Source organism: Halorubrum xinjiangense (assembly GCF_900102375.1).
Taxonomy (GTDB): Archaea; Halobacteriota; Halobacteria; order Halobacteriales; family Haloferacaceae; genus Halorubrum; species Halorubrum xinjiangense.
The window spans coordinates 95,949-121,497 of the sequence record NZ_FNBO01000006.1 but is presented as its reverse complement, the minus strand read 5'-3'; the positions used below and the strand labels follow the sequence as shown (position 1 = coordinate 121,497).

29 protein-coding genes are annotated in these 25,549 nt (G+C 70.1%); 13 read left to right on the top strand and 16 right to left on the bottom strand.

The window, feature by feature from the left end:
- The first annotated feature begins 28 nt into the window (after positions 1 to 28).
- The 9 genes from F3H13_RS08880 (at position 29) to F3H13_RS08840 (ending at position 6,616) form a co-directional block, all read left to right on the top strand.
- Positions 29 to 229, top strand: coding sequence for a DUF7576 family protein (locus F3H13_RS08880; RefSeq protein ID WP_149798679.1), 201 nt, complete (start codon positions 29 to 31; stop codon positions 227 to 229).
- Positions 230 to 821: 592 nt separating this feature from the next.
- A complete protein-coding gene (locus F3H13_RS08875; protein WP_149798678.1) occupies positions 822 to 1,547 on the top strand; it encodes a ribosome assembly factor SBDS in 726 nt (241 codons plus the stop codon).
- An 84-nt stretch (positions 1,548 to 1,631) separates the two neighbouring features.
- Positions 1,632 to 2,117 carry an aminoacyl-tRNA deacylase gene (locus F3H13_RS08870; protein ID WP_149798677.1) on the top strand — a complete coding sequence of 162 codons (486 nt, stop codon included), beginning with the start codon at positions 1,632 to 1,634 and terminating at the stop codon, positions 2,115 to 2,117.
- A 130-nt stretch (positions 2,118 to 2,247) separates the two neighbouring features.
- Complete coding sequence (locus F3H13_RS08865; protein ID WP_149798676.1) at positions 2,248 to 3,282, top strand: metal ABC transporter substrate-binding protein; 1,035 nt, start codon at positions 2,248 to 2,250, stop codon at positions 3,280 to 3,282.
- A 100-nt stretch (positions 3,283 to 3,382) separates the two neighbouring features.
- Positions 3,383 to 4,123, top strand: a complete 741-nt coding sequence (locus F3H13_RS08860; protein WP_149798675.1) for a metal ABC transporter ATP-binding protein — start codon at positions 3,383 to 3,385, stop codon at positions 4,121 to 4,123.
- Positions 4,123 to 5,175 (top strand): metal ABC transporter permease, encoded by a 1,053-nt coding sequence (locus F3H13_RS08855; RefSeq protein WP_149798674.1) that lies wholly within the window; start codon positions 4,123 to 4,125, stop codon positions 5,173 to 5,175. The genes F3H13_RS08860 and F3H13_RS08855 overlap by 1 nt, the downstream gene beginning before the upstream one ends.
- Before the next feature lie 90 nt (positions 5,176 to 5,265).
- Positions 5,266 to 5,550 carry a DUF7545 family protein gene (locus F3H13_RS08850; RefSeq protein WP_149798673.1) on the top strand — a complete coding sequence of 95 codons (285 nt, stop codon included), beginning with the start codon at positions 5,266 to 5,268 and terminating at the stop codon, positions 5,548 to 5,550.
- Between the two features lie 78 nt (positions 5,551 to 5,628).
- On the top strand, positions 5,629 to 6,072 hold the full coding sequence (locus tag F3H13_RS08845) for a thiol-disulfide oxidoreductase DCC family protein (RefSeq protein ID WP_149798672.1): 444 nt from the start codon (positions 5,629 to 5,631) through the stop codon (positions 6,070 to 6,072).
- A 37-nt stretch (positions 6,073 to 6,109) separates the two neighbouring features.
- The gene (locus F3H13_RS08840; RefSeq protein ID WP_149798671.1) at positions 6,110 to 6,616 is read left to right on the top strand and encodes a GIY-YIG nuclease family protein; all 507 of its coding nucleotides are present in this window, start codon (positions 6,110 to 6,112) and stop codon (positions 6,614 to 6,616) included.
- 21 nt (positions 6,617 to 6,637) lie between these two features.
- Here F3H13_RS08840 and F3H13_RS08835 read toward each other — a convergent pair whose 3' ends face one another.
- From F3H13_RS08835 to F3H13_RS08825, 3 genes are all read right to left on the bottom strand, one after another.
- On the bottom strand, positions 6,638 to 7,120 hold the full coding sequence (locus tag F3H13_RS08835) for an acyl-CoA thioesterase (protein WP_149798670.1): 483 nt from the start codon (positions 7,118 to 7,120) through the stop codon (positions 6,638 to 6,640).
- A gap of 97 nt (positions 7,121 to 7,217) precedes the next feature.
- A complete protein-coding gene (locus F3H13_RS08830; protein ID WP_149798669.1) occupies positions 7,218 to 7,676 on the bottom strand; it encodes a bifunctional nuclease family protein in 459 nt (152 codons plus the stop codon).
- A 127-nt stretch (positions 7,677 to 7,803) separates the two neighbouring features.
- Complete coding sequence (locus F3H13_RS08825) at positions 7,804 to 8,532, bottom strand: ArsR/SmtB family transcription factor (protein ID WP_149798668.1); 729 nt, start codon at positions 8,530 to 8,532, stop codon at positions 7,804 to 7,806.
- A 126-nt stretch (positions 8,533 to 8,658) separates the two neighbouring features.
- Here F3H13_RS08825 and F3H13_RS08820 point away from each other — a divergent pair, with 126 nt between their 5' ends.
- The 4 genes from F3H13_RS08820 (at position 8,659) to F3H13_RS08805 (ending at position 12,583) form a co-directional block, all read left to right on the top strand.
- The gene (locus F3H13_RS08820) at positions 8,659 to 10,437 is read left to right on the top strand and encodes a TraB/GumN family protein (RefSeq protein WP_149798667.1); all 1,779 of its coding nucleotides are present in this window, start codon (positions 8,659 to 8,661) and stop codon (positions 10,435 to 10,437) included.
- The gene (locus tag F3H13_RS08815) at positions 10,434 to 11,108 is read left to right on the top strand and encodes a metalloprotease (protein WP_149798666.1); all 675 of its coding nucleotides are present in this window, start codon (positions 10,434 to 10,436) and stop codon (positions 11,106 to 11,108) included. The genes F3H13_RS08820 and F3H13_RS08815 overlap by 4 nt, the downstream gene beginning before the upstream one ends.
- 89 nt (positions 11,109 to 11,197) lie before the next feature.
- The gene (gene purM, locus F3H13_RS08810; protein WP_149798665.1) at positions 11,198 to 12,241 is read left to right on the top strand and encodes a phosphoribosylformylglycinamidine cyclo-ligase; all 1,044 of its coding nucleotides are present in this window, start codon (positions 11,198 to 11,200) and stop codon (positions 12,239 to 12,241) included.
- A gap of 105 nt (positions 12,242 to 12,346) precedes the next feature.
- The gene (locus F3H13_RS08805) at positions 12,347 to 12,583 is read left to right on the top strand and encodes a hypothetical protein (protein WP_149798664.1); all 237 of its coding nucleotides are present in this window, start codon (positions 12,347 to 12,349) and stop codon (positions 12,581 to 12,583) included.
- A 24-nt stretch (positions 12,584 to 12,607) separates the two neighbouring features.
- Here the strand turns inward: F3H13_RS08805 and F3H13_RS08800 are convergent, their stop codons facing one another.
- The 13 genes from F3H13_RS08800 to F3H13_RS08740 all read right to left on the bottom strand — a co-directional run bounded on the left by F3H13_RS08800 (position 12,608) and on the right by F3H13_RS08740 (position 25,488).
- Positions 12,608 to 13,147, bottom strand: a complete 540-nt coding sequence (locus tag F3H13_RS08800) for a CBS domain-containing protein (protein ID WP_149798663.1) — start codon at positions 13,145 to 13,147, stop codon at positions 12,608 to 12,610.
- Positions 13,148 to 13,221: 74 nt separating this feature from the next.
- Positions 13,222 to 13,596 carry a DUF555 domain-containing protein gene (locus F3H13_RS08795; protein ID WP_149798662.1) on the bottom strand — a complete coding sequence of 125 codons (375 nt, stop codon included), beginning with the start codon at positions 13,594 to 13,596 and terminating at the stop codon, positions 13,222 to 13,224.
- 96 nt (positions 13,597 to 13,692) lie between these two features.
- Positions 13,693 to 14,691: an isocitrate/isopropylmalate family dehydrogenase gene (locus F3H13_RS08790; protein ID WP_149798661.1), complete on the bottom strand. Its 999-nt coding sequence runs from the start codon at positions 14,689 to 14,691 to the stop codon at positions 13,693 to 13,695.
- Positions 14,692 to 15,309, bottom strand: a complete 618-nt coding sequence (leuD, locus tag F3H13_RS08785; RefSeq protein WP_149798660.1) for a 3-isopropylmalate dehydratase small subunit — start codon at positions 15,307 to 15,309, stop codon at positions 14,692 to 14,694.
- Complete coding sequence (gene leuC / locus F3H13_RS08780) at positions 15,309 to 16,769, bottom strand: 3-isopropylmalate dehydratase large subunit (RefSeq protein ID WP_149798659.1); 1,461 nt, start codon at positions 16,767 to 16,769, stop codon at positions 15,309 to 15,311. The genes leuD and leuC overlap by 1 nt, the downstream gene beginning before the upstream one ends.
- Positions 16,769 to 17,827, bottom strand: a complete 1,059-nt coding sequence (gene ilvC / locus F3H13_RS08775) for a ketol-acid reductoisomerase (protein WP_149798658.1) — start codon at positions 17,825 to 17,827, stop codon at positions 16,769 to 16,771. The genes leuC and ilvC overlap by 1 nt, the downstream gene beginning before the upstream one ends.
- 32 nt (positions 17,828 to 17,859) lie before the next feature.
- On the bottom strand, positions 17,860 to 18,558 hold the full coding sequence (ilvN, locus tag F3H13_RS08770) for an acetolactate synthase small subunit (RefSeq protein WP_149798657.1): 699 nt from the start codon (positions 18,556 to 18,558) through the stop codon (positions 17,860 to 17,862).
- Positions 18,555 to 20,366, bottom strand: coding sequence for a biosynthetic-type acetolactate synthase large subunit (ilvB, locus tag F3H13_RS08765; RefSeq protein ID WP_149798656.1), 1,812 nt, complete (start codon positions 20,364 to 20,366; stop codon positions 18,555 to 18,557). The genes ilvN and ilvB overlap by 4 nt, the downstream gene beginning before the upstream one ends.
- Positions 20,367 to 20,742: 376 nt before the next feature.
- A complete protein-coding gene (locus F3H13_RS08760) occupies positions 20,743 to 21,924 on the bottom strand; it encodes a LeuA family protein (protein WP_449405062.1) in 1,182 nt (393 codons plus the stop codon).
- A 335-nt stretch (positions 21,925 to 22,259) separates the two neighbouring features.
- A complete protein-coding gene (locus tag F3H13_RS08755) occupies positions 22,260 to 23,054 on the bottom strand; it encodes an ABC transporter ATP-binding protein (RefSeq protein ID WP_149798654.1) in 795 nt (264 codons plus the stop codon).
- On the bottom strand, positions 23,038 to 23,907 hold the full coding sequence (locus F3H13_RS08750) for an ABC transporter permease (RefSeq protein WP_149798653.1): 870 nt from the start codon (positions 23,905 to 23,907) through the stop codon (positions 23,038 to 23,040). The genes F3H13_RS08755 and F3H13_RS08750 overlap by 17 nt, the downstream gene beginning before the upstream one ends.
- Before the next feature lies 1 nt (position 23,908).
- Positions 23,909 to 24,892 carry an aliphatic sulfonate ABC transporter substrate-binding protein gene (locus F3H13_RS08745; RefSeq protein WP_149798652.1) on the bottom strand — a complete coding sequence of 328 codons (984 nt, stop codon included), beginning with the start codon at positions 24,890 to 24,892 and terminating at the stop codon, positions 23,909 to 23,911.
- A gap of 317 nt (positions 24,893 to 25,209) precedes the next feature.
- Positions 25,210 to 25,488, bottom strand: coding sequence for a DUF7111 family protein (locus F3H13_RS08740; protein ID WP_149798651.1), 279 nt, complete (start codon positions 25,486 to 25,488; stop codon positions 25,210 to 25,212).
- Positions 25,489 to 25,549: the final 61 nt, after the last annotated feature.

Genomic DNA, 25,549 nt, shown 5'->3' with positions numbered 1-25,549 from the left:
TCAAGTGTCCCCGGGCGTACGGAGAGGTATGGTAGATCCGACCTCGGAGCTCGAGGAGGACGTCGACGAGGAGTCCGCGCCGAGCTGCGCGACGTGCGGCGAACCGGCGCTGGGGACCGGGCATCGAACGGTCACGTGGGTCGACAGCGGCGACGCCGTCCACCGACACTTCTGCTCGGAGTCGTGTCGCGCGGAGTGGGACGACGAGCGGCCGTCGGCGGACGGTTGACATCCTCCCCGCGCTAAAGCGCGAGGATTCCACGAAGTGGAGTTTGAGGTTCCGTGTTTCCTCTGGGTTCAAGTACGCTTTCGCGTGACCCTTCGACGGTAGCCGTCCGATTGTGACCGGGGACGGACATTACAACGGGTACAGCCCTGTCAACAGGGCCTTCCCATCCAGACGCGCTGGACGTTTCACGGGGAATACCGTTTCCCTCCACGACAGGGTTTTCAGCCTGCTGGGCACCGCCATTCGCGTCTCCATGAGAAGGACGTGGCGGGCTGGGTCTGGTTTTTTTACCCATCACGGTCGCTGGTCGAAGACCAGTAGACGGTGAAACCATCGTGCCGTGCGTGGGGAAGACCATCACCGTGTGATATAGTCGAACCCCACATAAAATCGAGGATTCCAAACGCAGACGGCTATCGACGATGGATTGCGGAGTTGATTGTCGAATTCGTCCGCGCGCTAAAGCACGGGGCTTTCTCCTTGATTCTCCGTAATCGAGAGATAGCGGCGGCCAGACGGTCGATGAAGGCTATCCGAGGCGAGACCGCAGACGGCGGGAGGCTTTTTGCCCGCGGGGGTGGTATCGTTCGGTATGATATCGCTCGACGAGGCCGTGACGGCCCGACTGGAGTCACACGGGGAGCGCTTCGAGGTCCTGATCGACCCCGACGCCGCGCTCGCGATCAAACGCGGTGAGTTCGACGGGGAGTTAGAAGAGGTAATCGCCGCCGAGGACGTCTTCGAGAACGCCTCGCGGGGAGATCGCCCCGCGGAAGAGGACTTAGAGACCGTCTTCGGCACCACGGACCCGCTCGCGATCATCCCCGAGGTCGTCGAGCGCGGGGAGATCCAGGTCACCGCCGAGCAGCGCGCGGAGATGCAAGAGCGGAAGCACAAACAGCTCGTGAACACCATCACGCGCAACGCCGTGAACCCGCAGATGGACGACTCGCCGCACCCGCCCGAGCGGATCGAGCGCGCCTTGGAGGAGGCCGGGTTCCAGGTCGACCCGATGGAGCCGGTGGAGAACCAGGTCGACGACGCGCTCGACGCGCTCCGGCCCGTGATCCCGATCCGGTTCGAGGAGGTGACGATGGCGGTCCAGCTCCCGGCCGACTACGCGGGGTCCGGGCAGGCGCAGATCCGGGAGTTCGGAGATTTAGAGCGCGAGGAGTGGCAGAACGACGGCTCGTGGGTCGGCGTGTTGACCTTCCCGGCCGGGCTTCAGAACGACCTCTACGACCTCGTCAACGAGGTCACGTCCGGCGAGGGCGACGCCCGCGTGATCAAGGACAAAGACGAGCTGCGAACCCGCTGACGCCGACGCGGATCGGGGGTAACTCACGGCCGGATTTTCACCGCCTCCGGGAGGTTGATACCGGCGGGACGCGGGGCGGATCGCATGCATCCACGCGCGGCGGAGTTCGAGGAACGGGCGCGGGAACGGTACGGCGTCGACGTAGAGGTACTGGAGTTCGACGCGGGCACGGAGACGGCGGCCGCCGCGGCCGAGGCGCTCGGCTGCGAGACGGGCGCTATCGCGTCGACCATCGTCGTCTCGCTCGCCGGCGGCGAGCTGGACGGCGGGCTCGCGGCCGCGATCACGAGCGGCGCGAACCGGCTGGACCTAGACGCCGTCGCCGACCACTTCGGCGCCGACGCCGCCGAGATGGGCGATCCGAACCGGATCCGCGAGGAGGTCGGCTGGAGCATCGGCGGCGTCCCGCCGATCTGCCACGACGCCGCGGTCCCGACCGTCTTCGACCCGACGCTCACCGACTACGACACCGTCTACGGCGCGGCCGGGACGCCGAGCACGGTGTTCGCGGTCCCCCCCGAGCGGCTCGCCGACCTCGCGAAGGCGGCCGTCGTCGACCTCACCGAGTGACCCGCGGCGTCGCGCCGTTTTCGAGGCCGCGCCGTCGAGTTGTTAAGCCGGGACGCTCTTTACGCCCGTGTTATTAACTTCTAGTTGTGAAATAATAACCTTTTTCTGTTAATCGGTGGTACCGACAGGTATGACTCACTCACGGCGGTCGGTACTGCGGCGGGGGGCCGGGCTCGCGGTCGCGGGAACCGCGGCGTCGCTGGCGGGATGTTCCGGCGCCGTGGACGACGGGTCCGCGGGGTTCGATTCCGGGTACGCCGCCTTCTTCACCCTCAACGACTGGGCGAACGAGGTGGCCGGCGAGAACGCGGAGTTCGAGGACCCGGTCGACGTGGGCCAACTCGGCCACGGGTGGACACCGGACGGCACCCTCGCGACGGACGTCGCGGGGACGGACGCGTTCGTCTACCTCGACGATCCCGAGTTCTCGTGGGCGCAGGATCTGGCTGAGACGCTTGAGAACGACTACGACTCCGTCACCGTGATCGACGGGCTCGCCGGGCTCGAAGACGACCTCCTCGATTGGGACCACACGCACGAGGACGGAGAGAGCCAGGACGAAGAGAGCCACGGCGAAGACGGTCACGACGAAGATGGTGGCGACGAGGACGAACACGACGAGGACCGCCAGCACGACCCCCACGTCTGGGTCGACCCGGTGTTCGCCGCCGACATCGTCGAGACGATCGCGGCGGGGCTGGGCGAGGCGGACCCGGACAACGCCGACGCGTACGCCGCGAACGCCGACGCGTACGTCGAGCAACTCGACGCGGTCGACGACGCGTTCGAGTCGATCGCCGAGGAGGCCGCGCGCGACGTGGCGGTGTTGGCGGGCCACAACTCCTTCCAGTACCTGGAGGCGCGCTACGGGTTCCGGCTCCACTCGCCGGTCGGCGTCTCGCCGCAAAACGAGCCGACGCAGTCGGCGATCGCCGACACGATCGACCTCGTCGACACGGAGGGGATCGATGTCGTGCTGTACGACCGCTTCCAGTCGCCGCGGCTCGCCGAGTCGATCGTCGAGAACAGCGACGCCACGGAGGCGGTCCCCGTCACGCCCGCCGGCGGGACGACGCGGGAGTGGAACGACGCCGGGTACGGCTACCTCGAACAGATGACCGAGATCAACGTCCCCGCATTCGAGCGGGCGTTCGGGGCGCAGTGAGCGGGACGACTACCGGGCCGCCGACCGGCTGGTCCGTCCCCCGGCGCGACGGCGGAGTAAAAGAGCTAAACGTGCGGCCGACCCAGAACGGACACACGCAGTGAGCGAAATCGTCGACCTCGACGGCGTAACCTTCTCTTACGGCGACACGGTCGCCGTGAGAGACGTCTCCCTGACCGTTGAGGAGGGAGATTTCCTCGGGCTCGTCGGGCCGAACGGCTCCGGGAAGACCACCCTCCTCCACCTCATGCTCGGGCTCCACGAGGCCGACGAGGGGACAGTGGAGCTGTTCGGGCGCCCGATCGAGGAGTTCGACGATGGCGGCCGGATCGGCTACGTCTCCCAGAAGGCGACGAGCCGGGGCGGCGCGATGCCGGTCACCGTCCGCGAGTGCGTCACAATGGGCCGGTTCGCGCACGCCGGGCGGGGGCGGCTCTCCGACGCCGACCGCGCCGCCGTCGCGGACGCCATCGAGACGGTGGGCATCGAGGACCTGGCCGACCGGCTCGTCTCGGAGCTGTCCGGCGGGCAGAAGCAGCGCGCGTACATCGCCCGGGCCCTCGCGAGCGACGCCGACCTCCTCGCGCTCGACGAGCCGACGGTCGGCGTCGACGCCGAGTCGCGCGACGCCTTCTACGCGCTCCTCGACGACCTCAACGGCGACGGTATCACGGTCATCCTCATCGAGCACGACATCGGCGTCGTCACCGATCGCGCGGACCGCGTCGCCTGTATCAACACCGAGCTGTACCACCACGGGGACACCGAGTCGTTCGTCGAGAGCGACGCCCTCGCGGAGGCGTACGGCGCGACCGGACAGGTCGTCCACCACCACCACTGATGAGCCGAGAATCGGACGCCGAGACCGCACGTCGAGCCGACCGGGGACGCCGCCGGACCGCGGAGCTCGTCGGTATCGGACTCACGGGCGTCGTCGCGGCGGTCATGCTCGCGTTCCTTCTGCTGTACTGGGCGCAGGACCTCCCGGTCGCGAGCGACCTGTACGGCGCGTTCCGCTCGCTCGGGCGCGGGATGGACGCCGCGTTCGGCACGAACGTGTTCCGGCACCCGATCATGTGGCAGTCGATGGCGGTGGGCGTGCTCGTCGGCGTCGTCGCCCCGCTCGTCGGTTCGTTCCTCGTCCACCGCGAGATGGCGCTGATCGGCGAGACGCTCGCGCACACCGCGTTCGCCGGCGTGGCGGTCGGGATCCTCGTCACCTCCTCGACCGGGTGGAACGGGTCGCTGCTGCTCGTCGCGCTCGCGGTGGGGATCCTCGGCGCGCTCGCGGTCCAGTGGCTCACCGAGCGCACCGACGCCTACGGCGACGTGCCCATCGCGATCATGCTCAGCGGGAGCTTCGCGGTCGGGACCCTGATCATCAGCTACGGCGACGGGCTCACCGGGGTCAACATCCAGGGCTACCTGTTCGGGAACCTCGCGGTCGTCACGCCGGAGGGCGCGCGGCTGATGGGCGCGCTCTCCGTGTTCGTCGTCGCGGCCGTGGCGCTGACGTACAAGCAGCTCCTCTTCATCACCTTCGACGAGCAGGCCGCGCGGGTCGCCCGGCTGAACGTCACCGGCTACAACACCCTGCTCGTGGTGTTGACCGCGGTCGTGGTCGTCGGCGCGATGCAGGTGCTCGGCGTCATCCTCGTCGCCGCGATGCTCGTCGTCCCCGTCGCGGCCGCCTCGCAGGTCGCCCGGAGCTTCCGGGAGACGATGTACCTCTCGGTGATCTTCGGCCAGCTGTCGGTGATCGGCGGCTTCGCCGTCTCGATCGGACTGAGCCTCCCGTCGGGGGGGTCGATCGTCGTCACGGCGATCGCGGTGTACCTCGCGACCATCGTCGGCTCCGGCTTCTCGGTGAAGGCCATCTCGGCGCACGGGTGACTCGGACGGGCCGCGCGAGCCCGAAACGACGGCCGCTCCGGCCGCGTCCGGTTTCCACAGACCCTTATGTCGCGGCCGCGACTGGCCGGTATGGGAGATACCGAGACCTACACGGTCACCGGCCCCGACGGTGACGAAGAGTCGTTCGAACTGCCCGCCGGCCTCGTCGACGTGCTCAGCGAGCAGGGCGAGCCCGCGACCGCCGTCGTCTCCGACGTGGTCGTCCAGGCGATGGCCCAGCAGGCGCACGTCATCGTCCACCACAGCGAGGGCGAGGTGCCCGAGGACATCGCGGAGATGAACGAGACGGCCGCGGAGCTGTTCGAGGAACGCTTCGGGCAGCCGCTCGAAGAGGCGCTCGGCCACTCGCACTGAGCGGGTTCGACGCGACGGTCTACCCGAACGAGTTCGCCCGACCGGCCGCTTAAGCCGGTCGAGGCCCTATCTTTTCGTATGTCTACCGACCCGGACGGCGCGGACGCGCCGGTGTTGATCTTCGACGGCGACTGCCCGTACTGCTCGGTCGCGGCGGTCGCGCTCCGACGGCTCGACGGCGTCGTCGCAGTCCCGTGGGAGGCCGACCCGGTCGGGCCGTTCCTCGACGCACAGTTCGGCTCCCGTCCGTTCGCGATGGTGTTCGTCGACCCCGTCGAGCGCCGGGTGTACGCGGGGCGGTCGGCCGCCGAGGAACTGGCCGAGCGCGCGGGCACCCCCGGTATCGTCGGCGGCCTCGTCCGCGACAACTACGACACGATCGCCGGCGTCGTCGGGGCGCTGTCGGGCCGCGACCGCGACCCGGCGGACGTCCACGACACGTACCGCCTCGAGGACGACGCGGGCGAGATGGTGACGTCGCTCCGGGCGGCCGCCGACGAGGCGCCGGCCGCGCTGTCGTGATCGGGGCGTCGGCCGCGGTCCCGACGGTGATCGACCGATGAGCGACGCCGCGGTGGGGAGCTACACCCTCGTCGTCGACCTCGCGGAGGACGCGACGCTGTCGGCGGGCGCGCTCGGCGAGCACCGCCTGCCGGCCGGCGCGTACGCGTACACGGGGAGCGCGCTCGGCGCCGGCGGCTTCTCCCGGGTCGACAGACACCGACGGACCGCGCGCGGCGAGCACGACGTCCGCCACTGGCACGTCGACTACCTGCTCGGCCACCCGGCCGCGCGGATCGACCGGGTCGTGCGGAGCGTCGGCGTCGACGTCGAGTGCGCGGTCGCGGAGCGCCTGCCGGCCGGCCCGGTTGACGGGTTCGGCGCCTCGGACTGCGGCTGTCCGAGTCACCTCGCGACCGGCGACCGGGACGAAGGCGACTGCGACGCCGACGAGGCGCTCGACGCCCTCGCAGAGCGCGCGTTGGCGGCGCACGAGGCGGCTGTCGCAGCGTCGGACGACCCGAACGCGACCGTCGAGGTCGTCGCGGGCGACGCGGAGGAGTGAGGCCGTCCGGACTGCGCCCAGTCAGAGGTCGTAGCGCTCGACGACCTGCCGTAACTGTTCTTCGCGGCCGTCCATGGCGTCGTCGCGGAGGGCTTCCTCGTCCTCGGTCGGACACGCCAGGTCGGGGACCGGCGTCGGGCGCCCCTCGTCGTCGAGCGCGACGAAGGTGAAGTAGGAGGTGGTCGTCCGTCGCGTCTCGTCGGTGCGGGGGTTCTCGGCGCGCACGTCGACTTTCACGTCGACGCTCGTCCGCCCGGTGTTGAACACGTACCCCTCGATGATGGCGACCTCGCCCATCTCGATGGGGGCGATGAAGTCGACGTGGTCCATCGAGGCGGTGACCACCTGTCGGTTCGCGAAGCGCATGCCAGCGATGGCGCCGCAGATGTCCATCCAGTGTAACACGGCGCCCCCGAGCGCACGGCCGAGGTTGTTCGTATCGTTCGGGAGCAGCATCTCCGTCATCTCGGTGTGCGAGGAGGCGAGCGTGGCCGTCTCGTCCATGGCCGTCGTGGGAGGGCCGGCGACTTGAACGGCCGGCTTCGGCGGCCCGGCGGACGCCGAAGCGCCGGACGGGGAGGTCGACGTCGAAGCGGCGGTCTCAGCGATCCTCGGAGGGGTCGCCGTCACCGCTGAACCGGATCGAGTCCCGCGGACGGCCCGCCTCGTCTATCACTTCGTCGGTCACGACGACCGGACAGTCGACGCGCACGGCGAGCGCGAGCGCGTCGGAGGGGCGGGCGTCGAAGACGAACCGCTCGGGTTCGCCGTCGTCGTAGCGCTCGGCGTCGACCTTCGCGTAGAAGGTGCCGTCGTGGAGGTCGTCGACGCGGACCCGGTCGATCGCGCCGCCGAACTCCGTGAGGATGTCGACGAGGAGGTCGTGCGTGAGGGGTCGGTCGAACGGTTCGCCCTCCAACGCCATCCCGATCGACCGGGCCTGGTCGCCACTGACGAATATCGGGACGTACTCGCCGCGCGCGGAGAGGATCACCGCCGGGACGTCGCCGCTCGGCGCCGAGCCCGCTCCGACCCCGACGACCTCGGCTTCGTGTTCCATACGCGAACGTGGTGACGGCGGTTTGAATAGCTGTCCCACGCGCGGGCCGTTCGGCTCGGCGGCCGGCCCGCCCTCGCGCCGCCTCAGTTCCACGGAGTGGTCGCCTCGGTTCGATGCGAGTGGTGTCTCAGTTCGACGCGCGGTACCAGTACGCCCACGCGAGCGTGAACACGAGCGCGGCGCCGAGGAAGAAGACGATCCCCGGCTCGACGAGCGAGACGGCGTACTCCGCGAGCGGGTCGCCAATGAGTTCGATCGCGCCGTCCGCGCTCTCGGCGGCGGTGTCCTGGTCAGGAGCGCTCTCTATGGTGGGACCGTCGGCGCCGTCCGCCCCGCTCCCGTCGGCGCCGTCGGTGGTCGCCGTTCCCGCGTCGCCGCCGCCGGAGGCCCCCGCGTAGCCGCCGGCACCCCCGAGCGAGCCGACCGCGAGGAGCCGCTGGACCGCGACCGCCGCGAGGCCGATGAGCCCGTACCCCCCGAGCAGGCGCATGAGCGCGGTCTTGATCCCGGTCGACTCCTCGGAGCCGCCCGCGAACAACACGAGCGGCTCGTCGGCGGCGGCGTACACGTCCATCTCGCGGCCCTTCTCGGAGTAAGCCGTGTCGACGACCTCGACGAGGTCGGCGTCGTCGAGCCGCGAGAGGTGGTACTGGACGTTCTGGAGCGAGGTGTCGACCTCGTCGGCGAGTTCGGACTTCGTGGCCGGCCGGTCGTGGAGCGTCGAGAGGATCGCGCGCGCCGTCTCGGAGCCGAGGGCGGCAATGAGGTCGTCGGCCTCGTCGTCGTCGACGCCAACGACCCGGGGTTCGCGCTCCTCGGGCGTCGCGTCCGGCAGGGAGGGCAACAGCCGGGACATGCGAACAGTTGAGACGCGTGAGAATACAAACTTGTTGGATCGTTGGGGCGGGTCGCCGGGCGGCCGGTGCGCGGAGCCCGCTATCGACTCACAAACCCTAAACGCGGTGACCGAGTACGACGGGTGATGACAGAGACGTCACGGGGGAGCGACGACGAGGCGCCCCCGTCGACCGACCGGCCCTCGCGGACCGACGGCGGCGACCTCGAGCGGGAGCCGCGCCGCGACTCTGCCGACGAGGGGAGGGTCACGGTCGTCGGGACCGCGCACGTGTCGGAGCGCTCCGTCGACGAGGTCGAGGAGACGATCGAGCGGGAGCGCCCCGACGTCGTCGCCGTCGAGCTCGACGAGGGGCGCTACCGCCAGCTCAACGGCGAGACGCCCGACGACCTCGACGCCAGCGACCTGCTCAAGGGGAACACCGTGTTCCAGTTCCTCGCGTACTGGATGCTCTCGTACGTCCAGACCCAGCTCGGCGAGCGGTTCGACATCGAGCCGGGCGCCGACATGAAGGCCGCCGTCGACGTCGCCGAGTCGCTCGGCATCGACGTGGCGCTCGTCGACCGCGACATTCAGACGACGATCCAGCGGTTCTGGGCCCGGATGACGCTCACGGAGAAGCTCCGGCTCGTCGGCGGGCTCGCGTTCGGCGTCAGCGACCCGCGCGTCGCCGGCGTGATCGGCGGCCTCCTCGTCGGGATCCTCGCCGGCCCGGCGATCGGCCTCTTCGGCGGCGCCGTCGGGATCACGAACGCCGTGCTAACGAGCGTCGCCGCGGGCGTCCTCGTCGCGCTCGTCGTCGGCATCGCCGTCGATCAGGTCGGCACGCTCGCGCTCTCGCCGGACCAGCGGCTCTACGCCGCGGTCGGCACCGGGCTCGCCGCCGGGGTCGCGGCCGGAGTCACTGGCGTCGCCGACGGGCTCGTCTCGGCGTACCTCGGCGGCTTCGCCGTCGCCGCGATCGGCGGCTTCGGGATCGGTATCGGATTGGGGCTCCTCGTCGGCGCCGTCCTCGCGGTCGCGGTCGGCGCGCTCGCCGGCGGCGACGTCGACGCGGAGGCCGGCGGGATCGAGGAGCTCGACGCCGCGGACCTCACCGACACGGACGTGGTGACGATGATGATGGAGGAGTTCCGGCAGTTCTCCCCGGGCGGCGCGGAGGCGCTCATCGACGAGCGCGACGCCTTCATCGCCCACCGCCTCGTCGCGCTCCGTGAGGCCGGACGCGACGTGGTCGCCGTCGTCGGCGCCGGCCACCGCGCGGGCATCGAGGGGTACCTCGCTGACCCCGCGACCCTCCCGCCGATGGACGACTTGGTCGGACAGGAGTCGGGCCGAGGACTCCCGTGGAAGAAGGCGATCGGCTACGCGATCACGGTCGGCTTCGTCGGCTTCTTCCTCCTGCTGGCGCTTGGCGGGGCCGGGAACGCGTTCCTGCTCCGGCTGTTCGGCGCGTGGTTCCTGATCAACGGCGTCTTTGCGTTCGCGTTCGCGAAGGTGGCCGGCGCGCGCTGGCTCTCGGCCGGCGTCGGCGGCGCCGTCGCGTGGCTGACCTCGATCAACCCGCTGCTCGCGCCCGGCTGGTTCACGGGGTACGTCGAGCTCCGGAGCCTGACGGTGAACGTCGCCGACATCGGGGCGCTCAACGACCTGCTCGCCGACGAGACGCGCTCCGCGACGGAGCTGGTCTCCGCGATGCTCGACGTGCCGCTGTTCCGGCTCATCGTCGTCGTCGCGATGACGAACGTCGGGAGCATCGTCGCGAGCTTCCTCTTCGCGGCGTACGTCATCCCGGCGATGTTCGGCGCCGAGGTCGGCGGCGTAGAGGACGTCGGCCGGCTGCTCGTCGAGGGAGCGCTCAACGGCGTCGACCTCGTGCGCGGCGCCGTGGGGGGGATCGCGTGAGCGGCGCCGGGACGTTCTCCGGGCGCCGGATCGCGGGCCTCTACTTCAGCGGGACGGAACTCCGGGACCTGCTCGTCGCGTGGCTCGCGCTCGGCGTCGCGTTCATGCTGTTCTTCGTCGGCGGGTCGGGGGGGATCAGCCGGATCCTCGCCGCGGGCGTGCTCCCGCCGCTGTTCGTCGCCCTCGCGACCGCCGGGGTCGCATTCCTGCTCCACGAGGTCGCACACAAGGTCGTCGCGGTCCACTACGACCAGGTCGCGGAGTTCCGCGCGGACAACAGCATGCTGTTCCTGGCGGTGATGAGCTCGCTTCTGGGGTTCATCTTCGCCGCGCCGGGCGCCGTCCACCACCGCGGGCGGCTGACGCCCCGCGAGCACGGGCACATCGCGCTCGCCGGTCCCGCCGTGAACCTCGGGCTGATGGTCGTCTTCTTCCCGCTGTTCGCGCTCGGCGGGGTCCTCGGCAGCGACCTCGTCACGATCCTCGGCGCGCGCGGCATCGCGATCAACGCGTTCCTCGCGGCGTTCAACCTCGTTCCGTACGGCCCCCTCGACGGGAAGACGGTGATGGGGTGGAGCAAGCCGGTCTGGGCGGCCGTCTTCGTCCCCTCGGTGCTGCTCGCCGTCGGACTCGTCTTCGTCGTCGGGCTCGGGTTCGGCGGGCCCTTCTGAGGCGCAGGCGGCGCGACCGCGTCCGGCCGCCTCCGACCGCTCCCCGCCGGAACGGTGCGTTTTTGCTCCGCGGGCGTGGCCCAACACACATGACCGAGGGCGACGGGGACGGCGACGGCGGACCGGGCGACGACGAACTCACCTACGCGGACGCCGGCGTCGACATCGACGCGAGCGAGGCCGCGACCGCGGCGCTGATCGGCGCAGTCGGGGCGGACACCGAGGCGGAGGGCTCCGGGAGTGAGTACGCCGGCCTCCTCGACATCGGCGACCGCTACCTCGCGCTCGCGACCGACGGCGTCGGGACGAAGCTGCTCGTCGCGGAGGCGCTCGGCGACTACTCGACGGTCGGCATCGACTGCATCGCGATGAACGTCAACGACCTCGTCGCGGCCGGCGTCCGCCCCGTCGCGTTCGTCGACTACCTCGCGGTCGACGAGCCGGACGAGCGCTTCGCCGAGCAGGTCGGCGAGGGGCTCGCCCGCGGCGCCGAGCTCGCGGACATGGAGCTCGTCGGCGGCGAGACCGCGGTGATGCCGGAAGTGGTCCGCGGGCTCGACCTGGCCGGCACCTGCGCCGGCCTCGCCGCGAAAGACGGCGTGTTCGACGGCCGCGCGGAGCCGGGCGACGCCCTGGTCGGCTGGCGCTCGTCGGGGATCCACTCGAACGGCCTCACGCTGGCGCGGGAGGCGGTCACGCGCGGCCACGCCTACACCGATCCGTGCCCGTTCGGCGACTACGAGACGCTCGGCGACGCGCTGCTCGAACCGACCGCAATATACACCGACCTCCTCGACCCGATGCGCGACCGCGGCGTCCGCGGCGCGGCCCACGTCACGGGCGGCGGCTGGACGAACCTCGAACGCCTGGGCGCCCACCGCTACGTGATCGACGACGCCTTCGACCCCCAGCCGGTGTTCGAGTTCGTCCGGGCGGAAGGGAACGTCTCCGACGAGGAGATGCACCGAACGTTCAACATGGGGACCGGATTCGTTGCCGCCCTCGACCCAGAGGACGCGGCGCCCCTTGCCGACGCGACCGACGGCCGCGTGATCGGACGCGTCGAGGCCGCCGAGGCCGGCAGCGGCGAGGCGGCCGAAGCGACGGTCGAGGTCCGCGGTCTGGAGCTGTAAGCGCTCACGTCCGAGATACCGGCGAGCGTTGCGGTCGCCGGAGAGCGGCGGCGCGTCGTGCCGCCGAATGACCGCTTATCACCGCCGTCGGCCTACGTCCGGCAGATGACTAACGGGGCCGCGGCGAACGACGACACGGGAGGCGGCGGAGGCGACGGCTCCGGACGGGGCGTCGAGCGCGACGGCGACGCAGACGGCGAAGACCAAGCGGACGGCGACGGCGACGCGGACGGCGAAGGCGACGGCGACGCGGGAGACGGGTCAAGGCACCTCGACGACGTCGAGGACGGCGCGGGCTGTACGGAGATCTGGGAGCGGCTCTCCGAGCGCCGGGAGGAGTGAGAGGGATCGGTCGGGAGCGGACGCCTACGACAGCTGCGCCGCGATGTCGGCCTCGGTGATGATCCCGACGGTCTCGCCGCCGTCGGTGACCATCACGGCCTTGTAGTGGTCGAGGAGGTTCCGGACCTCGTCGACGGTCGCCGACGGCGCGACCGTCGGGAACGACTCGCTCATCACCTCGCTGACGGGGTGGTCGCCGACGTTCTCGCCGGCGTGGACGACGTCCCCCTGACTGATCGAGCCGACCGGCACGCCGTTCTGGAGGACGGGGAGCTGCGAGTACGCCTCCGCCTCCATCAGCTCGACGGCCGCGCTCACGGCGTCGTCCGGCGCGACGCTGATCACGGTCTCGTTCATCAGGTCGGTCGCGCGCACGACCTCCCCTTCCGCCTCCTGGAGGGCGTTGACGATGCGGCGCAGCGTCGAGAGCCGCGGGTCGACGTCCCCGCCTTCGATCCGCGCGATGAGGGGCTGCGAGACGTCCGCGGCGTCGGCGAGCTCGCTCTGGGTCAGATCCAGTCCGGTCCGGCGCTCGCGGAGGTCCTGTGGCGTCGGCAGTTCCATGCCGACTAATTACTTAAGGTTATTAGAAAAGCTTTCGGCACCGACCGAAATCGCGCCGGAGGGCGGCCTCGCGCCTATCGCTCCGACGCGTCCTCGTCCTCGTCGGCCTCGGTCTCGAAGACGTCGATGACTTCGAGGGGGACGTCGCGGAGCGCGCCGCCGACCTCGCTTTTCGCGATCCGCTCGGCGTGCTCCTCGCTGTCGGCGTTGAAGACGTCGATCTCGAGGAGGAGCCCGACCAAGGCCGTGTTCGCCGCGAGGAAGGCGGCGTCGAACGGCTCACCGCAGGCCGGACAGCCGGTGACGCCGGGCTCGACCTCGACGTACTGCTTGTCCGTCTCGTTGAGTCGCTTGCCGGCTTCGCTGACCGCGACGCCGATGGCGTCGTCGGTCTCCTCGACGTCTCGGACCAACCAGGCGGCTTCCATCGCGACTTCGTAGTTGCTCATATCCGGGCGGAGGGGACGCAGGGTTTCTTGTCTTGTGGTTCGCCCGCGGTCGGCGGCGGGCCCGCCGACCCCTCCGAACGGGGCGCGATCCGCCGTCTACAGGCGGTCGACGATCGCCGCGGTGACTTCGTCGGTCGTCGCCGAGCCGCCGAGGTCGCCGGTGCGCGGGCCGTCGGCGAGGACGCTCTCGACGGCGTCGCGCACCCGCTGGCCCTCCTCGATGTGACCGAGGTACTCCAACAGCATGGCCGCGGAGAGGACCGCCGCCGTCGGGTTCGCGATCCCCTCGCCGGCGATGTCGGGCGCGGTGCCGTGGACCGGCTCGAACAGCGCGTTCTCGTGCCCGATGTTCGCCGACGGCAGCAGCCCAAGTCCGCCGACCAGCCCGGCGGCCAGATCGGAGAGCACGTCGCCCGCGAGGTTCGGGCAAACGATCACGCCGTACTGGCTCGGGTCGAGCGGGAGTTTCGTCGCGAACGCGTCCATCAGCTCCTCGTCGGCGTCCACGCCGCGCTCGTCGGCGACCGACAGCACTTCATCGCGGAACCGCCCGTCCGTCTCGCGCATCACGTTCGCCTTGTGCGCGACCGTGAACCCCTCGTCGGGGTCGCCCGCGGGACCGCGCCCGTCTTCGATGAAGCCGCAGGCGTACTCCGCCAGCTCCCGAGACGCGGACGAGGTGACGACCCGCGTCAGCGTCGAGAGGTCCTCGCTTAGGCGGTCCTCGTGGCCCGAGTAGACGCCCTCGGTGTTCTCGCGGAGGAAGACCACGTCCGTCTCCGGGCGCAGCGCGTCGACGCCGGGGTACGCCTTCGCGGGCCGGACGTTGACGAACGAGTCCACGGCGTCTCGAAGCGGAAGGATGACGTCGGCCGCGGTCTCGCCGGCCGCGCCGAACAGCGTCGCGTCCGCCTCGGCCGCGAGGTCATACGTCTCCGCCGGGAGCGCTTCGCCGGTCGCCTCCTCCGTCGCGTCGCCGGCCTCGCCCCGTACGAACTCGAACCCGAGGTCGAACGCCTCTAACACCTCGACTGCGGCGGGAACGACCTCTCGGCCGATCCCGTCGCCCTCGATGACGGCGATCTCCTCGCCCATTCAGTCGTCACCCTCGACGTAGGGTAGCTCGTCGACGGTCGCGTCGACCTTGCTCCGGTTCGAGTACATCAGCGCGGTCGTGTCCCAGATCCCCTCGACTAACGCCTCCCGCATCGCGTCGTCGACGTTGACGTCGATCGTTTCGTCGCCGTACGTGACGGTCTTCGCCTCGACGTCGATCTCGACATCGCCGTCCGGGTTCGCCTCGATCCACTCTTGCAGCTCGGTGACCGTCTCGTGGTCGGCGGTGACCGCCGGGATCCCGAGCGACTTACAGTTGTCGCGGAAGATCTCGGCGTACGACTCGCCCACGACGCCGTCGATCCCCCACCGCATCATGGCCTGCGGCGCGTGTTCTCTGGAGGAGCCGCAGCCGAAGTTGGAGTTGACGACCGCGATCGACGCGCCCTCGAAGCGGTTGAGCGGGTGGTCGTTGAACTCGCCGTCGTCGTCCCGCCGAGCGTCGTAGAAGAGGTAGTCCGCCATGTTGTCGAACGTGACCTCCTTCATGAACTTCGCCGGCAGGATCTGGTCGGTGTCGACGTCGTCGCCCGGGATCGGCACGCCGGTCCCGGAGACGTCGGTGATGTGTTGATCGCCCGCGTCGTTCGAGCTCATCAGTCCGCCACCTCCTCGACGCCGCCGGCACCGCCGGTCGGCCCGTCGTCCAGGTAGTCGCGCGCGTCGGCGACCTCGCCCTCGACCGCCGCGGCCGCGACCATCGCGGGACTCATCAGGACGGTGCGGCCGTCCTTCGACCCCTGCCGCCCGATGAAGTTGCGGTTCGAGGAGGACGCGCACACCTCGTCGCCCTCTAAGGCGTCGTCGTTCATCGCGAGGCACATCGAGCAGCCGGCGCGCCGCCACTGGAAGCCGGCGTTGATGAAGACCTCGTCGATGCCGCGCTCCTCGCACTGCTGGCGCACGGTCTCGGAGCCGGGGACGGCCAGCGCGCGGACGCCCTCGTCGACGGTGTTGCCCTCGAGGATCTTCGCGGCCTCCTCGAAGTCCGAGAGGCGGCCGTTCGTACAGGTGCCGAGGAACGCCACGTCGACGTCGTAGCCGAGCATCGACTCGCCGGGCTCGATCTCCATGTGATCGAGCGCCTGTTCGGCGGCCTCGCGGTCCGTCCGCCCCTCAAAGTCGTCCGGGTCCGGGACCGGATCGGAGACCTCGATCACCTGTCCGGGGTTGATCCCCCAGGTGACGAGCGGGTCGATCCCGTCGGCGTCGATGGTGACGACGTCGTCGTACTCGGCGTCGTCGTCCGACGCGACCGACTCCCAGTACGCCTTCCGCTCCTCGAACGCGTCGCCCTCGGGGGCGTACTCGCGGCCCCGTAAGTACTCGTAGGTCGTCTCGTCGGGGTTGATGTAGCCGGCGCGGGCGCCGCCCTCGATAGACATGTTACACACCGCGAGCCGGCCCTCCATGTCGAGCGCTTCGATCGCGGGGCCGCCGTACTCGTACACGTGACCGACGCCGCCGTCGACGCCGAGCTCCTGGATCACCTTCAGGATCACGTCTTTCGCGTAGACGCCGGACCCGAGTTCGCCCTCCACGTTGACCCGACGTACCTTCTGTTTGTCCGCCGCGATACAGCCCGTCGCCAGCACGTCTCGGATCTGGCTCGTCCCGATGCCGACGCCGATGGAGCCGAACGCGCCGTGGGTGGCGGTGTGGCTGTCGCCGCAGGCGACCGTCATCCCGGGCTGAGAGAGCCCCAGCTCGGGAGCGACGACGTGGGTGATCCCCTGCTTGCCGGACTCGAAACCGAAGAACGTGATCCCGCTCTCGCTGACGTTGCGTTCGAGCGCGGAGAGCATCTCCTCGGCCTGGTCGTCGGCCAGCGGTCGCTCGCGCTTGTCGGCCTCGGTGGGCGCGATGTGGTCCGTCGTCGCGAACGTCTGGTCCGGGTACGCAACGTCGAGCTCGCGCTCGCGGAGCATCCCGAACGCCTGCGGGCTCGTCACCTCGTGAACGAGGTGGAGCCCGATGAACAGCTGGTCCTGCCCGTTCGGCAGCTCCGTGACCTTGTGTCGCTCCCACACCTTGTCGTACAGCGTTCCCTCGCTCATCAGGCCGACACCTCGGCCGTCTCTTCCTCCTCGTCCTCGCCCGACTCCTCCCACGCGAACAGGCCGCGCAGCTCCTCGCCGACGGCCTCGATCTCGTGGTTCTTCTCTGCGTTCCGAAGCTGGGTGTAAGAGGGGCGTCCCGCCTGGTTCTCCGCGATCCACTCGCGGGCGAACTGGCCGTTCTGGACCTTTTCCAGCACTTCCTCCATGTTCTTGCGGGCGTGCTCGTCGACGACGACGTCGCCCTGCGTGAGCCCGCCGTACTCGGCAGTGTCGGAGACGGAGTCCCACATCTCGCCGAGCCCGCCCTCGTACATCAGGTCGACGATGAGTTTCAGCTCGTTGAGGCACTCGAAGTACGCCATCTCCGGGGAGTAGCCGGCGTCGACGAGAGTCTCGTACCCCTGCTTGACGAGCGAGGTAACGCCGCCACAGAGGACGGCCTGCTCGCCGAACAGGTCGGTCTCGGTTTCCTCGCGGAACGACGTCTCGACGACGCCGGCGCGAGTACAGCCGATCGCGGCCGCGTACGCGAGCCCCTCGTCGTGGGCGTCGCCGGTGGCGTCCTGGTACACCGCCAGCAGGCCGGGCGTCCCCTCGTCGTTCTCGTAGTTACGGCGGACGAGGTGGCCCGGCGACTTCGGCGCGACCATCGTCACGTCGACGTCCTCGGGCGGTTTGATCTGGTTGTAGTGGATGTTGAACCCGTGCGCGAACTGGAGCGTGTCGCCCGCGTCGAGGTTCGGCTCGATCGCGTTCTCGTACACGTCCGGCTGGACCGTGTCGGGGACGAGGACGCTCACCACGTCGGCCTCGGCGGCCGCGTCCGCGGGGGTCTCCACGCGGAGCCCGTCGCTCTCGGCGGCGGCCCGCGAGGAGCTGCTCTCGCGGAGGCCGACGATCACGTCGACCCCGCTCTCGGAGAGGTTCTGCGCGTGCGCGTGGCCCTGCGAGCCGTAGCCCAGGACGGCCACCGTCTTGTGGGCGATGGCCTCCTCGTCGGCGTCGTCGTCGTAGTATACTGTCGAGTCGAACGTCTGCGTGTCGTCTTCGGTCATGTGTATCGTGTGGGGTTGCTGCGGGTCGCGTGTCAGTCGTCGTGCGTGGTCGGTTCGCCGGCCGTTCCGGGCTTCTCTCCGGGCGCCGTCGGGGTGTCGCCGCGCGCGAGGGCGGTGGGCCCAGTTCGCGCGATCTCCACGATGCCGAACCGCTCGAAGGCGCCGATCGCGTTGTCGATGCTCGCCTTGTCGCCGGTGAGCTCGACGGTGATCGTCTCCGGGCCGGCGTCGACCGTCCGGCCGTCGTACATCTCGGAGACCGCGTGGACCGCGGCGGGGTCGTCCGCCTCGACCTTCAGCAGGACGAGCTCCGAGGTGACCGCGTCGCCGGCGACCTCGCCGACCGAGATGACCGGCTTCAGCTTCGCCATCTGCTTTTCGATCTGGTCGATCCCGGGGTCGGTCTCCTCGACGACCATCGTGATCCGCGAGTGGCCGTCGACGGTCGTCGGACCGACGGTGAGGCTCTCGATGTTGAACTGCCGGCGGGAGACGAGCCCGGAGACGCGCGCGAGCACGCCGGGCTCGTCCTCGACGAGCGCCGAGATGACCGCGCGCCGCGACGCGTGTTCGGCCTCGACGACGGGGTCGATCCGGATCCCCTCGAGGTTCCGTCGCCCCTCGGGGTGGTCGCGCTCGTCCGGACCGGGCTGTTCGCCCGGGAGCGGGCGGGAGTCGGCGTCTGGAGTCGCGCGCGACTCGCCGCCGGCACCGGAGGCGTCGCCGCTCATAGCTGGTCCTCCGCGGCCGCGAACTTCCCGTTCGCGCCGCCGCTCGGCACCATCGGCAGGACGTTCTCCTCCGGGTCGACGTGGAAGTCGATCACGGCCGGCCCCTCGTACTCGAGCGCCTCTTCGACCGCGGGCGCGACCTCGTCGTAGTCGTCGACGCGGAGGCCCAAGGCGCCGAACGCCTCCGCGAGCTTGTCGAACTCGGGCATCCACGTGTAGTCGGAGGCCATGTGACGCCCCTCGTAGAAGGCGTCCTGCCACTGCCGGACCATGCCGATGTACTCGTTGTTGAGCACCGCGATCGTGAGGTCAAGCTCCTCGCGGACCGCGACCGACAGCTCCTGCATCGTCATCAAAAAGGAGCCGTCGCCGTCGAAACAGACCACGTCGCGGTCTTCCTCGCCCATCGTGTCGGCGGCGACGCGCGCGCCGACCGCGGCCGGGACGCCGTACCCCATCGTGCCGAGGCCATGCGAGGAGACCCACGTCCGGGGCTCCGAGTACGTCCAGAACTGCGAGGCCCACATCTGGTGTTGGCCGACGCCCGTGGTGACGATGGTGTCGTCGTCGGTCGCCTCGTCGAACGCCTCGACGACGAACTGCGGTTTCAGCGGCTCGTCGTCGGGGGTCGCGTACGTGAGCGGGTACGTCTCCTTCCACTCGTCGCAGCGGTCACGCCACGCCTCGGCGTCGGGCGCCTCGCGGACCGCGGCGGTCAACTGGTCTAGCACGCGGCCGGCGTCGCCGATGAGCGGGTAGTCGGCGTACACGTTCTTCGAGATCTCTGCCGGGTCGATGTCGACGTGGATCACCTCGGCCTCGGGCGCGAACGTGTCGATCCCGCCGGTGAGCCGGTCGTCGAACCGGGTGCCGACCGCGATCAGGCAGTCGGTGTGGGTGATAGCGAGGTTCGCGTAGCCGGTGCCGTGCATCCCGGCCCACGAGAGCGAGAGGTCGTCGTCCTCGGGGAACGAGCCGATGCCCGGCATCGTCGTCGTGACGGGGATGCCGTAGCTCCGGGCGAACGTCCGCGCCTCGGCGCTCGCGTCGGCCTTGATGACGCCGCCGCCGAACAGGCAGACGGGACGTTCGGCGGCCTCGATGACGCGCGCGGCCTCCTCGACCGCGTCCGGGTCGGCGTTCGGGTCGGGGTCCGTCCCCGCGGGGGGCGTCGCCGGACCGGGCGTCCGATCCGTCTCGGCCTGCGTGACGTCTTTCGGGAGGTCGACGAGCGTCGGGCCGGGCCGCCCGGCGCGCGACAGCTCGAACGCCTCGCCGACGGTGTCGCCGACGGTGTCCGCCTCGCCGGCGAAGTAGTTGTGCTTCGTGATGGGGCGCGTGACGCCGACCGTGTCTGTCTCCTGGAACGCGTCGTTCCCGACGAACTCCGTTGGGACCTGCCCGGTCAGCGCTAACATCGCGTCCGAGTCCATGTCGGCGTCGGCGATGCCGGTGACGAGGTTCGTTGCGCCCGGCCCGGACGTTGCCATACAGAGCCCCGGCTCGCCGGCGACGACGCCGTACGCGTCGGCGGCGTGAGAGGCGCCCTGCTCGTGGGCCATCGTCACGTGTCGGATCGAGGAGTCGTACAGGGCGTCGTAAACGGGCATGATCGCGCCGCCCTGAACGCCGAAGGCGGTCTTCGCGCCCGCGGCTTCGAGGGCGGCGACGACCGACTCGGCGCCGGTCGAAACGGGCCCCGCGGCCTGTTCGTCGTCCGGGTCGGTCGGCTCCTCGGTCGCGGCCGCTTCCGAGGCGTCGTCCGACCCGTCTGCGTCGGATCGCGGCTGTGCTGCTGTGTCGCTCATTGTCGTGGGGGTGTGCGGTGTGCCATCTGGCGGGTTCTCGTGTCGGTCGCTGGGAACGCGGGGCGGGCCGGCGCGCCGTTCCCGTCTTTCGTGCGGAACTCTGCGCGTCGGGAACGGCCCGGCCGCCGGCGTTCGGCGGTGCGTCGCGTCGGTGAGGAAGGGATGGTGTAGGGGGTTATACCCCTACAATACTCGGCGCGACGGCTGCCGGAACGCTCGCGTGCGCCGCGGCCGTGGTGTGCCGTCGCATCTCGACCTGAGCAACGCGGCCGGGGTATAAATTCCTGTCGGGAGCCCGGAACGGGACGGCGCCCGGTGCGCTCCCGCGACCCGCCTCGCGGTCGCTCGGGGGGCGCTCCGGTCGGGGAGGGGGCCATCAGACCCGGACCTCCTCCTCGCGCGTGACGTCCGCCTCCTCGGCGAACCGCTCGACGTCGCCGGCGGTCACCTGCCGCTTGCCGGCGCCGTACTCCTTGACCCGCTTGGTGATCGTCCGGACCTCGCTGTCCGTCGGGTCGAAGCCGGCCTCCACCAGGTGCTTGCGCACGCTGTGGGTGCCGGTGTGTTTGCCCAGCACGAACTCGCGCTCGGCGCCCACCATCTCCGGGGTCATCACGCCGGTCTCGAACGTGTCGCTGTTCTCGATGACGCCGGCGGCGTGGATGCCCGACTCGTGGGCGAACGCGTTCCGGCCGGTAACGGGCTTGTTCGCCGGGACCGGGATGTCCGAGGCCTCCTCGACGATCCGGGCCAGCTTGGTGATCTGGGTCGTGTCGATGCCGGTGTCGACGCCGTACACCGACTCGACGGCCATCACGACCTCCTCGTAGGCGGCGTTGCCGGCGCGCTCGCCGATGCCGTTGACCGACACCTGCGCCTGCTCCGCGCCGTTCTCGAAGCCCATGATCGCGTTCGCCGCGGCCATGCCGAAGTCGTCGTGGGTGTGGACGTCGACGCGGGCGTCGGTCGCCTCCACGACGGCGCTGACCGTCTCGCCGAAGCTGGTCGGCATCCCGACGCCGCAGGTGTCGGGGATGTTGATCCAGTCGGTGCCGGCCTCGGAGACGGCCTCGACGATGTCCACTAGGTAGTCCGGGTCCGTCCGGGTGGCGTCCATCGGCGAGAACATACACTCGACGCCGGCGTCTTTTACCTGCTCGACGGCGTCGACCGCGCGCCCCTTCGCCTCCTCGCGGGTCGCGTGCATCGAGTCCTCCAGCTGCACGTCGCTGGTGGAGACGAACACGTGGACCATCTCGACGCCGGAGTCGATGGCGGCCTCGATGTCGCCATCGACGACCCGCGCCAGCCCGCAGACGGTGGTGTCCGTCGCGGCGGCGATGTCGCTGACGGCCTCGAACTCCGCGTCCGAGTTGACCGGGAACCCCGCCTCGATGACGTGGGTGTTCATGTCGTCCAGCGTCGCCGCTATGCGGCGTTTCTCGTCGTAGCTGAACGACGTACGTGGTGACTGTTCTCCGTCTCGCAGGGTCGTGTCGAAGATCCGTACCGGACCTATATCGACGTTAGAAGCTATCGTGCCCTGGAAGAACTCGATCCGCCGGGGTGTCCGACGAAGCCTCCGTGATGTCTGTCATCGGTTTACGACAAGTCGGTCGAGTACTTAACGGTTTGGACGATCGCAAAATCGGAGCGGACCGGCAGTCGGGGGCGACGCGCGGTGCGAACGATATATCGCATGACTGCGCCGGTGTATATACACCTTAAGGAGGTTATACACACACCGATGATCCGGCGCGTATTCCGATCCGGAACTCGATTAATAAGTTCGATCGACGTTCGTTTCGTTCGGACTGCGGCCGGCGCGCGGCCCGTGCCAGCCATCCGCACCGACAGATCGCAGACGTCACTACCGCCGGAGCGCGGACGCCATTACCGCCCGAGCGCGGCCGTCACCTCGCGTCGGAGCGCGACCAGTTCGGCGTCCGCCCGCTCGCGCGGACGATCGATGTCGACGTCGACGACCGACTCCACCGTGCCGGGCTGGCCGCCGAGGACGACGACGCGGTCGGCGAGGTAGACGGCCTCCTCGACGTCGTGGGTGACGAGGACGATTGTCGTCCCGCGCGCCTCCCACACGTTGAGCAGGTGGTCCTGCTGGTCCGCCTTCGTCAGCCGGTCGAGCGCCGAGAAGGGCTCGTCGAGCAGCAGCACCGAGGGGTCGTACGCCAGCCCGCGCGCGAGCGACACGCGCTGGGCCATCCCCCCGGAGAGCTCGTCCGGGCGGCTCTCGGCGAAGCCGCCGAGCCCGACCGTCTCGATCAGGTCGTCGACGCGCTCGCGGGCCCCCGGGCTGTCTGGGTCGACGTCGGCGGGGAGCCCGACGGCGACGTTCTCACGCACGTCGGCCCAGTCCAGCAGCCGCGGCTCCTGGAACACCATGCCGACGGCGTCGCTGCCGCCGTCGCGGACATCCGTCCCGTCGACCGCGACGCGCCCGCCGAACTCGGCTTCGAGGCCCGAGAGCACGCGCAGCAGCGTCGACTTCCCGCAGCCCGAGGGGCCGACGACCGCGACGAACTCGCCGTCCGCGACCGCGAGGTCGACGCCGTCGAGCGCGACCGTGTCGTCGTACCGCTTTCGGAGGCCGTCGACCGCGAGGACGGGATCGGAAGATGCGGCGGCGGCCTCCGACGACGGGGCGTCCGCGTCAGCGTCCGACGACACGGTTTTTCACCTCCTTCACCGCGACGTCCGAGCAGTTGCCGAGGAAGGCGAACAGCAGGATCGACCCTACGATGATGTCGGGCCGCGCGAGGGTCCGCCCGTCGCTGAGCAGGAACCCGATCCCCTGACTCGCCGCGATCAGCTCGGCGGCGACGACGAACATCCACGCCAGCCCGACGCCGCCGCGGATCCCGACGAGCAGGCTCGGGAGCGCGGCCGGGAACACGACCCGGCGCAGCGACTCGGCGCGGTCGAGGTCGTACACCTCGGCGACTTCTAGGAGCTCCTCGTCGACCGCCGCGATGCCGGTCGAGAGGTTGAGGTACACCGGGAAGAACGCGCCGACGGCGATGAGCAGCACCTTCGCGCTCTCGCCGATGCCGAACCAGAGGAGGAACAGCGGCACCCACGCCAGCGACGGGATGTTCTTCAGACTCTGGAGGAGCGGGTCGAGCAGGTCGCTCGCCGCCCGCGAGAGCCCGGTCGCGGTCCCGAACAGGATCCCGACGCCGATCCCGAGCCCCGCGCCCAGCACCACGCGCTGGAGCGTGATCGCGACGTGTCCCCACAGCTCGCCCGACGCGGCCAACCCGTAGAGCGTCTCCGCGACCCGCAGCGGCGCCGGAAGCTGGTGGGCCGCGAAAACGCCGGTCGCGACGGCGACGTGCCACACGAGGACGAGGGCGACGGGGACGAGCAGTCCGAGAAACGGCCGGAACCGGCTCGCGGCGGGGAGCGGGAGCGGGCCGAGCTCACGCGACTCCGCGCCGCGGGCCGCCCCGCCGGCCGCCGACCCGCGGCCGGCGTCGGACTCCCGGGAGACGTCCGACTCCCGGCGGGTGTCCGCCGCCATCTCAGACGACCTCGCTCGCGAACTCGGCGTCGATCAGCTCGTCGACGTGGCCGCCGGGGTCGGCGTCCTCGGTCACGAGCCCCTCGCGTTCGAGGATCGGCGAGAGGTCGGAGAGCAGCTCGCGGTGCGGCTCGCCCGGGATCGGTCCGGAGAGGTCGTTCCGTTGGGTGAACACCCGCTCCGCGACCGGCCCCGACATCTCGGAGGCGTCCGCGAGGATCCCCGCGGTCGCCTCGGGGTTCTCGACGGCCCAGTCGCGACCGCGCTCGTACGCCTCGATCACGCGGCGGGCGTCCTCGGCGTGGTCGGCGAGGAACCCGTCGAGGAAGTTCAGGAAGCCGTAGGTGTTGTACCGCGGCTCGCGGAAGAACAGCTCCGCCCCGTCGTGTTCGAGCTCCAGCTCGGCCATGTGGGGGTCGAGGCCGGCCCACGCGTCGACGTCGCCGCGGACCAGAGCGGACTGCCCCTCGGGGTGCTGGAGGTTCACGATCTCGACGTCCTCCTCGCTCAGCCCGGCGTCGTCGAGCGCCTGTAGCAGGAAGAAGTACGGGTCCGTCCCGCGCGTGGCGGCGACGCGGCTCCCCTCGAGGTCCTCGACCGACCCGATCCCGGTCTCCTCGAAGGTGACGAGCGCGGTCCACTCCGGCTCCGAGTAGACGTACGGCGTCGTGATCGGCACGCCGTTTGTGCGGGCCATCAGCGCCGCGATGCCGGCGGTCGAAGAGACCTCGGCCTCGCCGCTCTGGGCGTACTCGTTCGCCTGGTTGCTCCCGAGGCTCAACACCCACTCCACGTCGGTGTCGGTGTCCGCGAACGCCTCCTCGACCCAACCCTTCTCGCGTAACACGAGACTGACCGGGTTGTAGTACGCGTAGTCGACCGTCAGCGTCCCCAGTTCGCCCCCGCCGCCGCCCCCGACGCAGCCGGCGACGAGCGAGCCGCCGATCGCCGCGCCGGTACCGCGCAGGAATTGTCTTCGCTCCATCGTGACTCCGCCTACCGGTGCCACTCATAAGGAGATATGGCTATGGAGAATATTCAACTACGACTATGATGCCCCATAGTTATTTAATTCCGCCAATGCGAGCGGTTCGCACGGGCCTCGATCGTCGCGTCACCGCTCCTGCCGGCCCGTCGCGCCTCGTCGACCCCGCCTCCCACATCGGCGAATCAGTTCGGCTCCCGTTCCCGCTTCCGGACTATCTTGCTGGTTGTGTGGGCGGCCGCACCGTCGACCGTGGGAGATGCCCCGGTTGCGGGGTCCGAGCGGGCGGCTCGGCCGCTGGGTTTCCGTCTCGGCCGTTACATACCCATGTCGGCCGCGGCGTCGGGGACCGGGAGGTCGGGGACCTCGACGCCGAGTAGCTCAGCGGCGTGGTCGAGCGCCATGTCGAACCCGTAGTATCGCTCAAGCTCGTCGCCGTCGGGGCCGGTCCGGACCTTCAGCATGGCGTACCCCTCGGCGTTCTGTGCGACGGTCGCCTCGCGGCCGTCCCGCGAGAAGGTGAGCAGGCGTTCGCCGCCGGTCTCCTCGTATTGCCCCTCGATACCGTTCGCCGACGTTGCCTCCGTGTCGGTCATACGCGTGGTAGGGCCCGATCCCTGTCGAACCTGTCGGTCCGCCGGGCGGGTCGGCGGGTGG

What these genes read in the sequence shown, in the direction of transcription:
- F3H13_RS08880 (WP_149798679.1), top strand. Translation starts at nt 29, where the DNA reads ATGGTAGATCCGACCTCGGAGCTCGAGGAGGACGTCGACGAGGAGTCC.
- F3H13_RS08875 (WP_149798678.1), top strand. Translation starts at nt 822, where the DNA reads ATGATATCGCTCGACGAGGCCGTGACGGCCCGACTGGAGTCACACGGG.
- F3H13_RS08870 (WP_149798677.1), top strand. Translation starts at nt 1,632, where the DNA reads ATGCATCCACGCGCGGCGGAGTTCGAGGAACGGGCGCGGGAACGGTAC.
- F3H13_RS08865 (WP_149798676.1), top strand. Translation starts at nt 2,248, where the DNA reads ATGACTCACTCACGGCGGTCGGTACTGCGGCGGGGGGCCGGGCTCGCG.
- F3H13_RS08855 (WP_149798674.1), top strand. Translation starts at nt 4,123, where the DNA reads ATGAGCCGAGAATCGGACGCCGAGACCGCACGTCGAGCCGACCGGGGA.
- F3H13_RS08850 (WP_149798673.1), top strand. Translation starts at nt 5,266, where the DNA reads ATGGGAGATACCGAGACCTACACGGTCACCGGCCCCGACGGTGACGAA.
- F3H13_RS08845 (WP_149798672.1), top strand. Translation starts at nt 5,629, where the DNA reads ATGTCTACCGACCCGGACGGCGCGGACGCGCCGGTGTTGATCTTCGAC.
- F3H13_RS08840 (WP_149798671.1), top strand. Translation starts at nt 6,110, where the DNA reads ATGAGCGACGCCGCGGTGGGGAGCTACACCCTCGTCGTCGACCTCGCG.
- F3H13_RS08835 (WP_149798670.1), bottom strand. Translation starts at nt 7,120, where the DNA reads ATGGACGAGACGGCCACGCTCGCCTCCTCGCACACCGAGATGACGGAG.
- F3H13_RS08830 (WP_149798669.1), bottom strand. Translation starts at nt 7,676, where the DNA reads ATGGAACACGAAGCCGAGGTCGTCGGGGTCGGAGCGGGCTCGGCGCCG.
- F3H13_RS08825 (WP_149798668.1), bottom strand. Translation starts at nt 8,532, where the DNA reads ATGTCCCGGCTGTTGCCCTCCCTGCCGGACGCGACGCCCGAGGAGCGC.
- F3H13_RS08820 (WP_149798667.1), top strand. Translation starts at nt 8,659, where the DNA reads ATGACAGAGACGTCACGGGGGAGCGACGACGAGGCGCCCCCGTCGACC.
- purM (WP_149798665.1), top strand. Translation starts at nt 11,198, where the DNA reads ATGACCGAGGGCGACGGGGACGGCGACGGCGGACCGGGCGACGACGAA.
- F3H13_RS08805 (WP_149798664.1), top strand. Translation starts at nt 12,347, where the DNA reads ATGACTAACGGGGCCGCGGCGAACGACGACACGGGAGGCGGCGGAGGC.
- F3H13_RS08800 (WP_149798663.1), bottom strand. Translation starts at nt 13,147, where the DNA reads ATGGAACTGCCGACGCCACAGGACCTCCGCGAGCGCCGGACCGGACTG.
- F3H13_RS08795 (WP_149798662.1), bottom strand. Translation starts at nt 13,596, where the DNA reads ATGAGCAACTACGAAGTCGCGATGGAAGCCGCCTGGTTGGTCCGAGAC.
- F3H13_RS08790 (WP_149798661.1), bottom strand. Translation starts at nt 14,691, where the DNA reads ATGGGCGAGGAGATCGCCGTCATCGAGGGCGACGGGATCGGCCGAGAG.
- leuD (WP_149798660.1), bottom strand. Translation starts at nt 15,309, where the DNA reads ATGAGCTCGAACGACGCGGGCGATCAACACATCACCGACGTCTCCGGG.
- leuC (WP_149798659.1), bottom strand. Translation starts at nt 16,769, where the DNA reads ATGAGCGAGGGAACGCTGTACGACAAGGTGTGGGAGCGACACAAGGTC.
- ilvC (WP_149798658.1), bottom strand. Translation starts at nt 17,827, where the DNA reads ATGACCGAAGACGACACGCAGACGTTCGACTCGACAGTATACTACGAC.
- ilvN (WP_149798657.1), bottom strand. Translation starts at nt 18,558, where the DNA reads ATGAGCGGCGACGCCTCCGGTGCCGGCGGCGAGTCGCGCGCGACTCCA.
- ilvB (WP_149798656.1), bottom strand. Translation starts at nt 20,366, where the DNA reads ATGAGCGACACAGCAGCACAGCCGCGATCCGACGCAGACGGGTCGGAC.
- F3H13_RS08750 (WP_149798653.1), bottom strand. Translation starts at nt 23,907, where the DNA reads ATGGCGGCGGACACCCGCCGGGAGTCGGACGTCTCCCGGGAGTCCGAC.
- F3H13_RS08745 (WP_149798652.1), bottom strand. Translation starts at nt 24,892, where the DNA reads ATGGAGCGAAGACAATTCCTGCGCGGTACCGGCGCGGCGATCGGCGGC.
- F3H13_RS08740 (WP_149798651.1), bottom strand. Translation starts at nt 25,488, where the DNA reads ATGACCGACACGGAGGCAACGTCGGCGAACGGTATCGAGGGGCAATAC.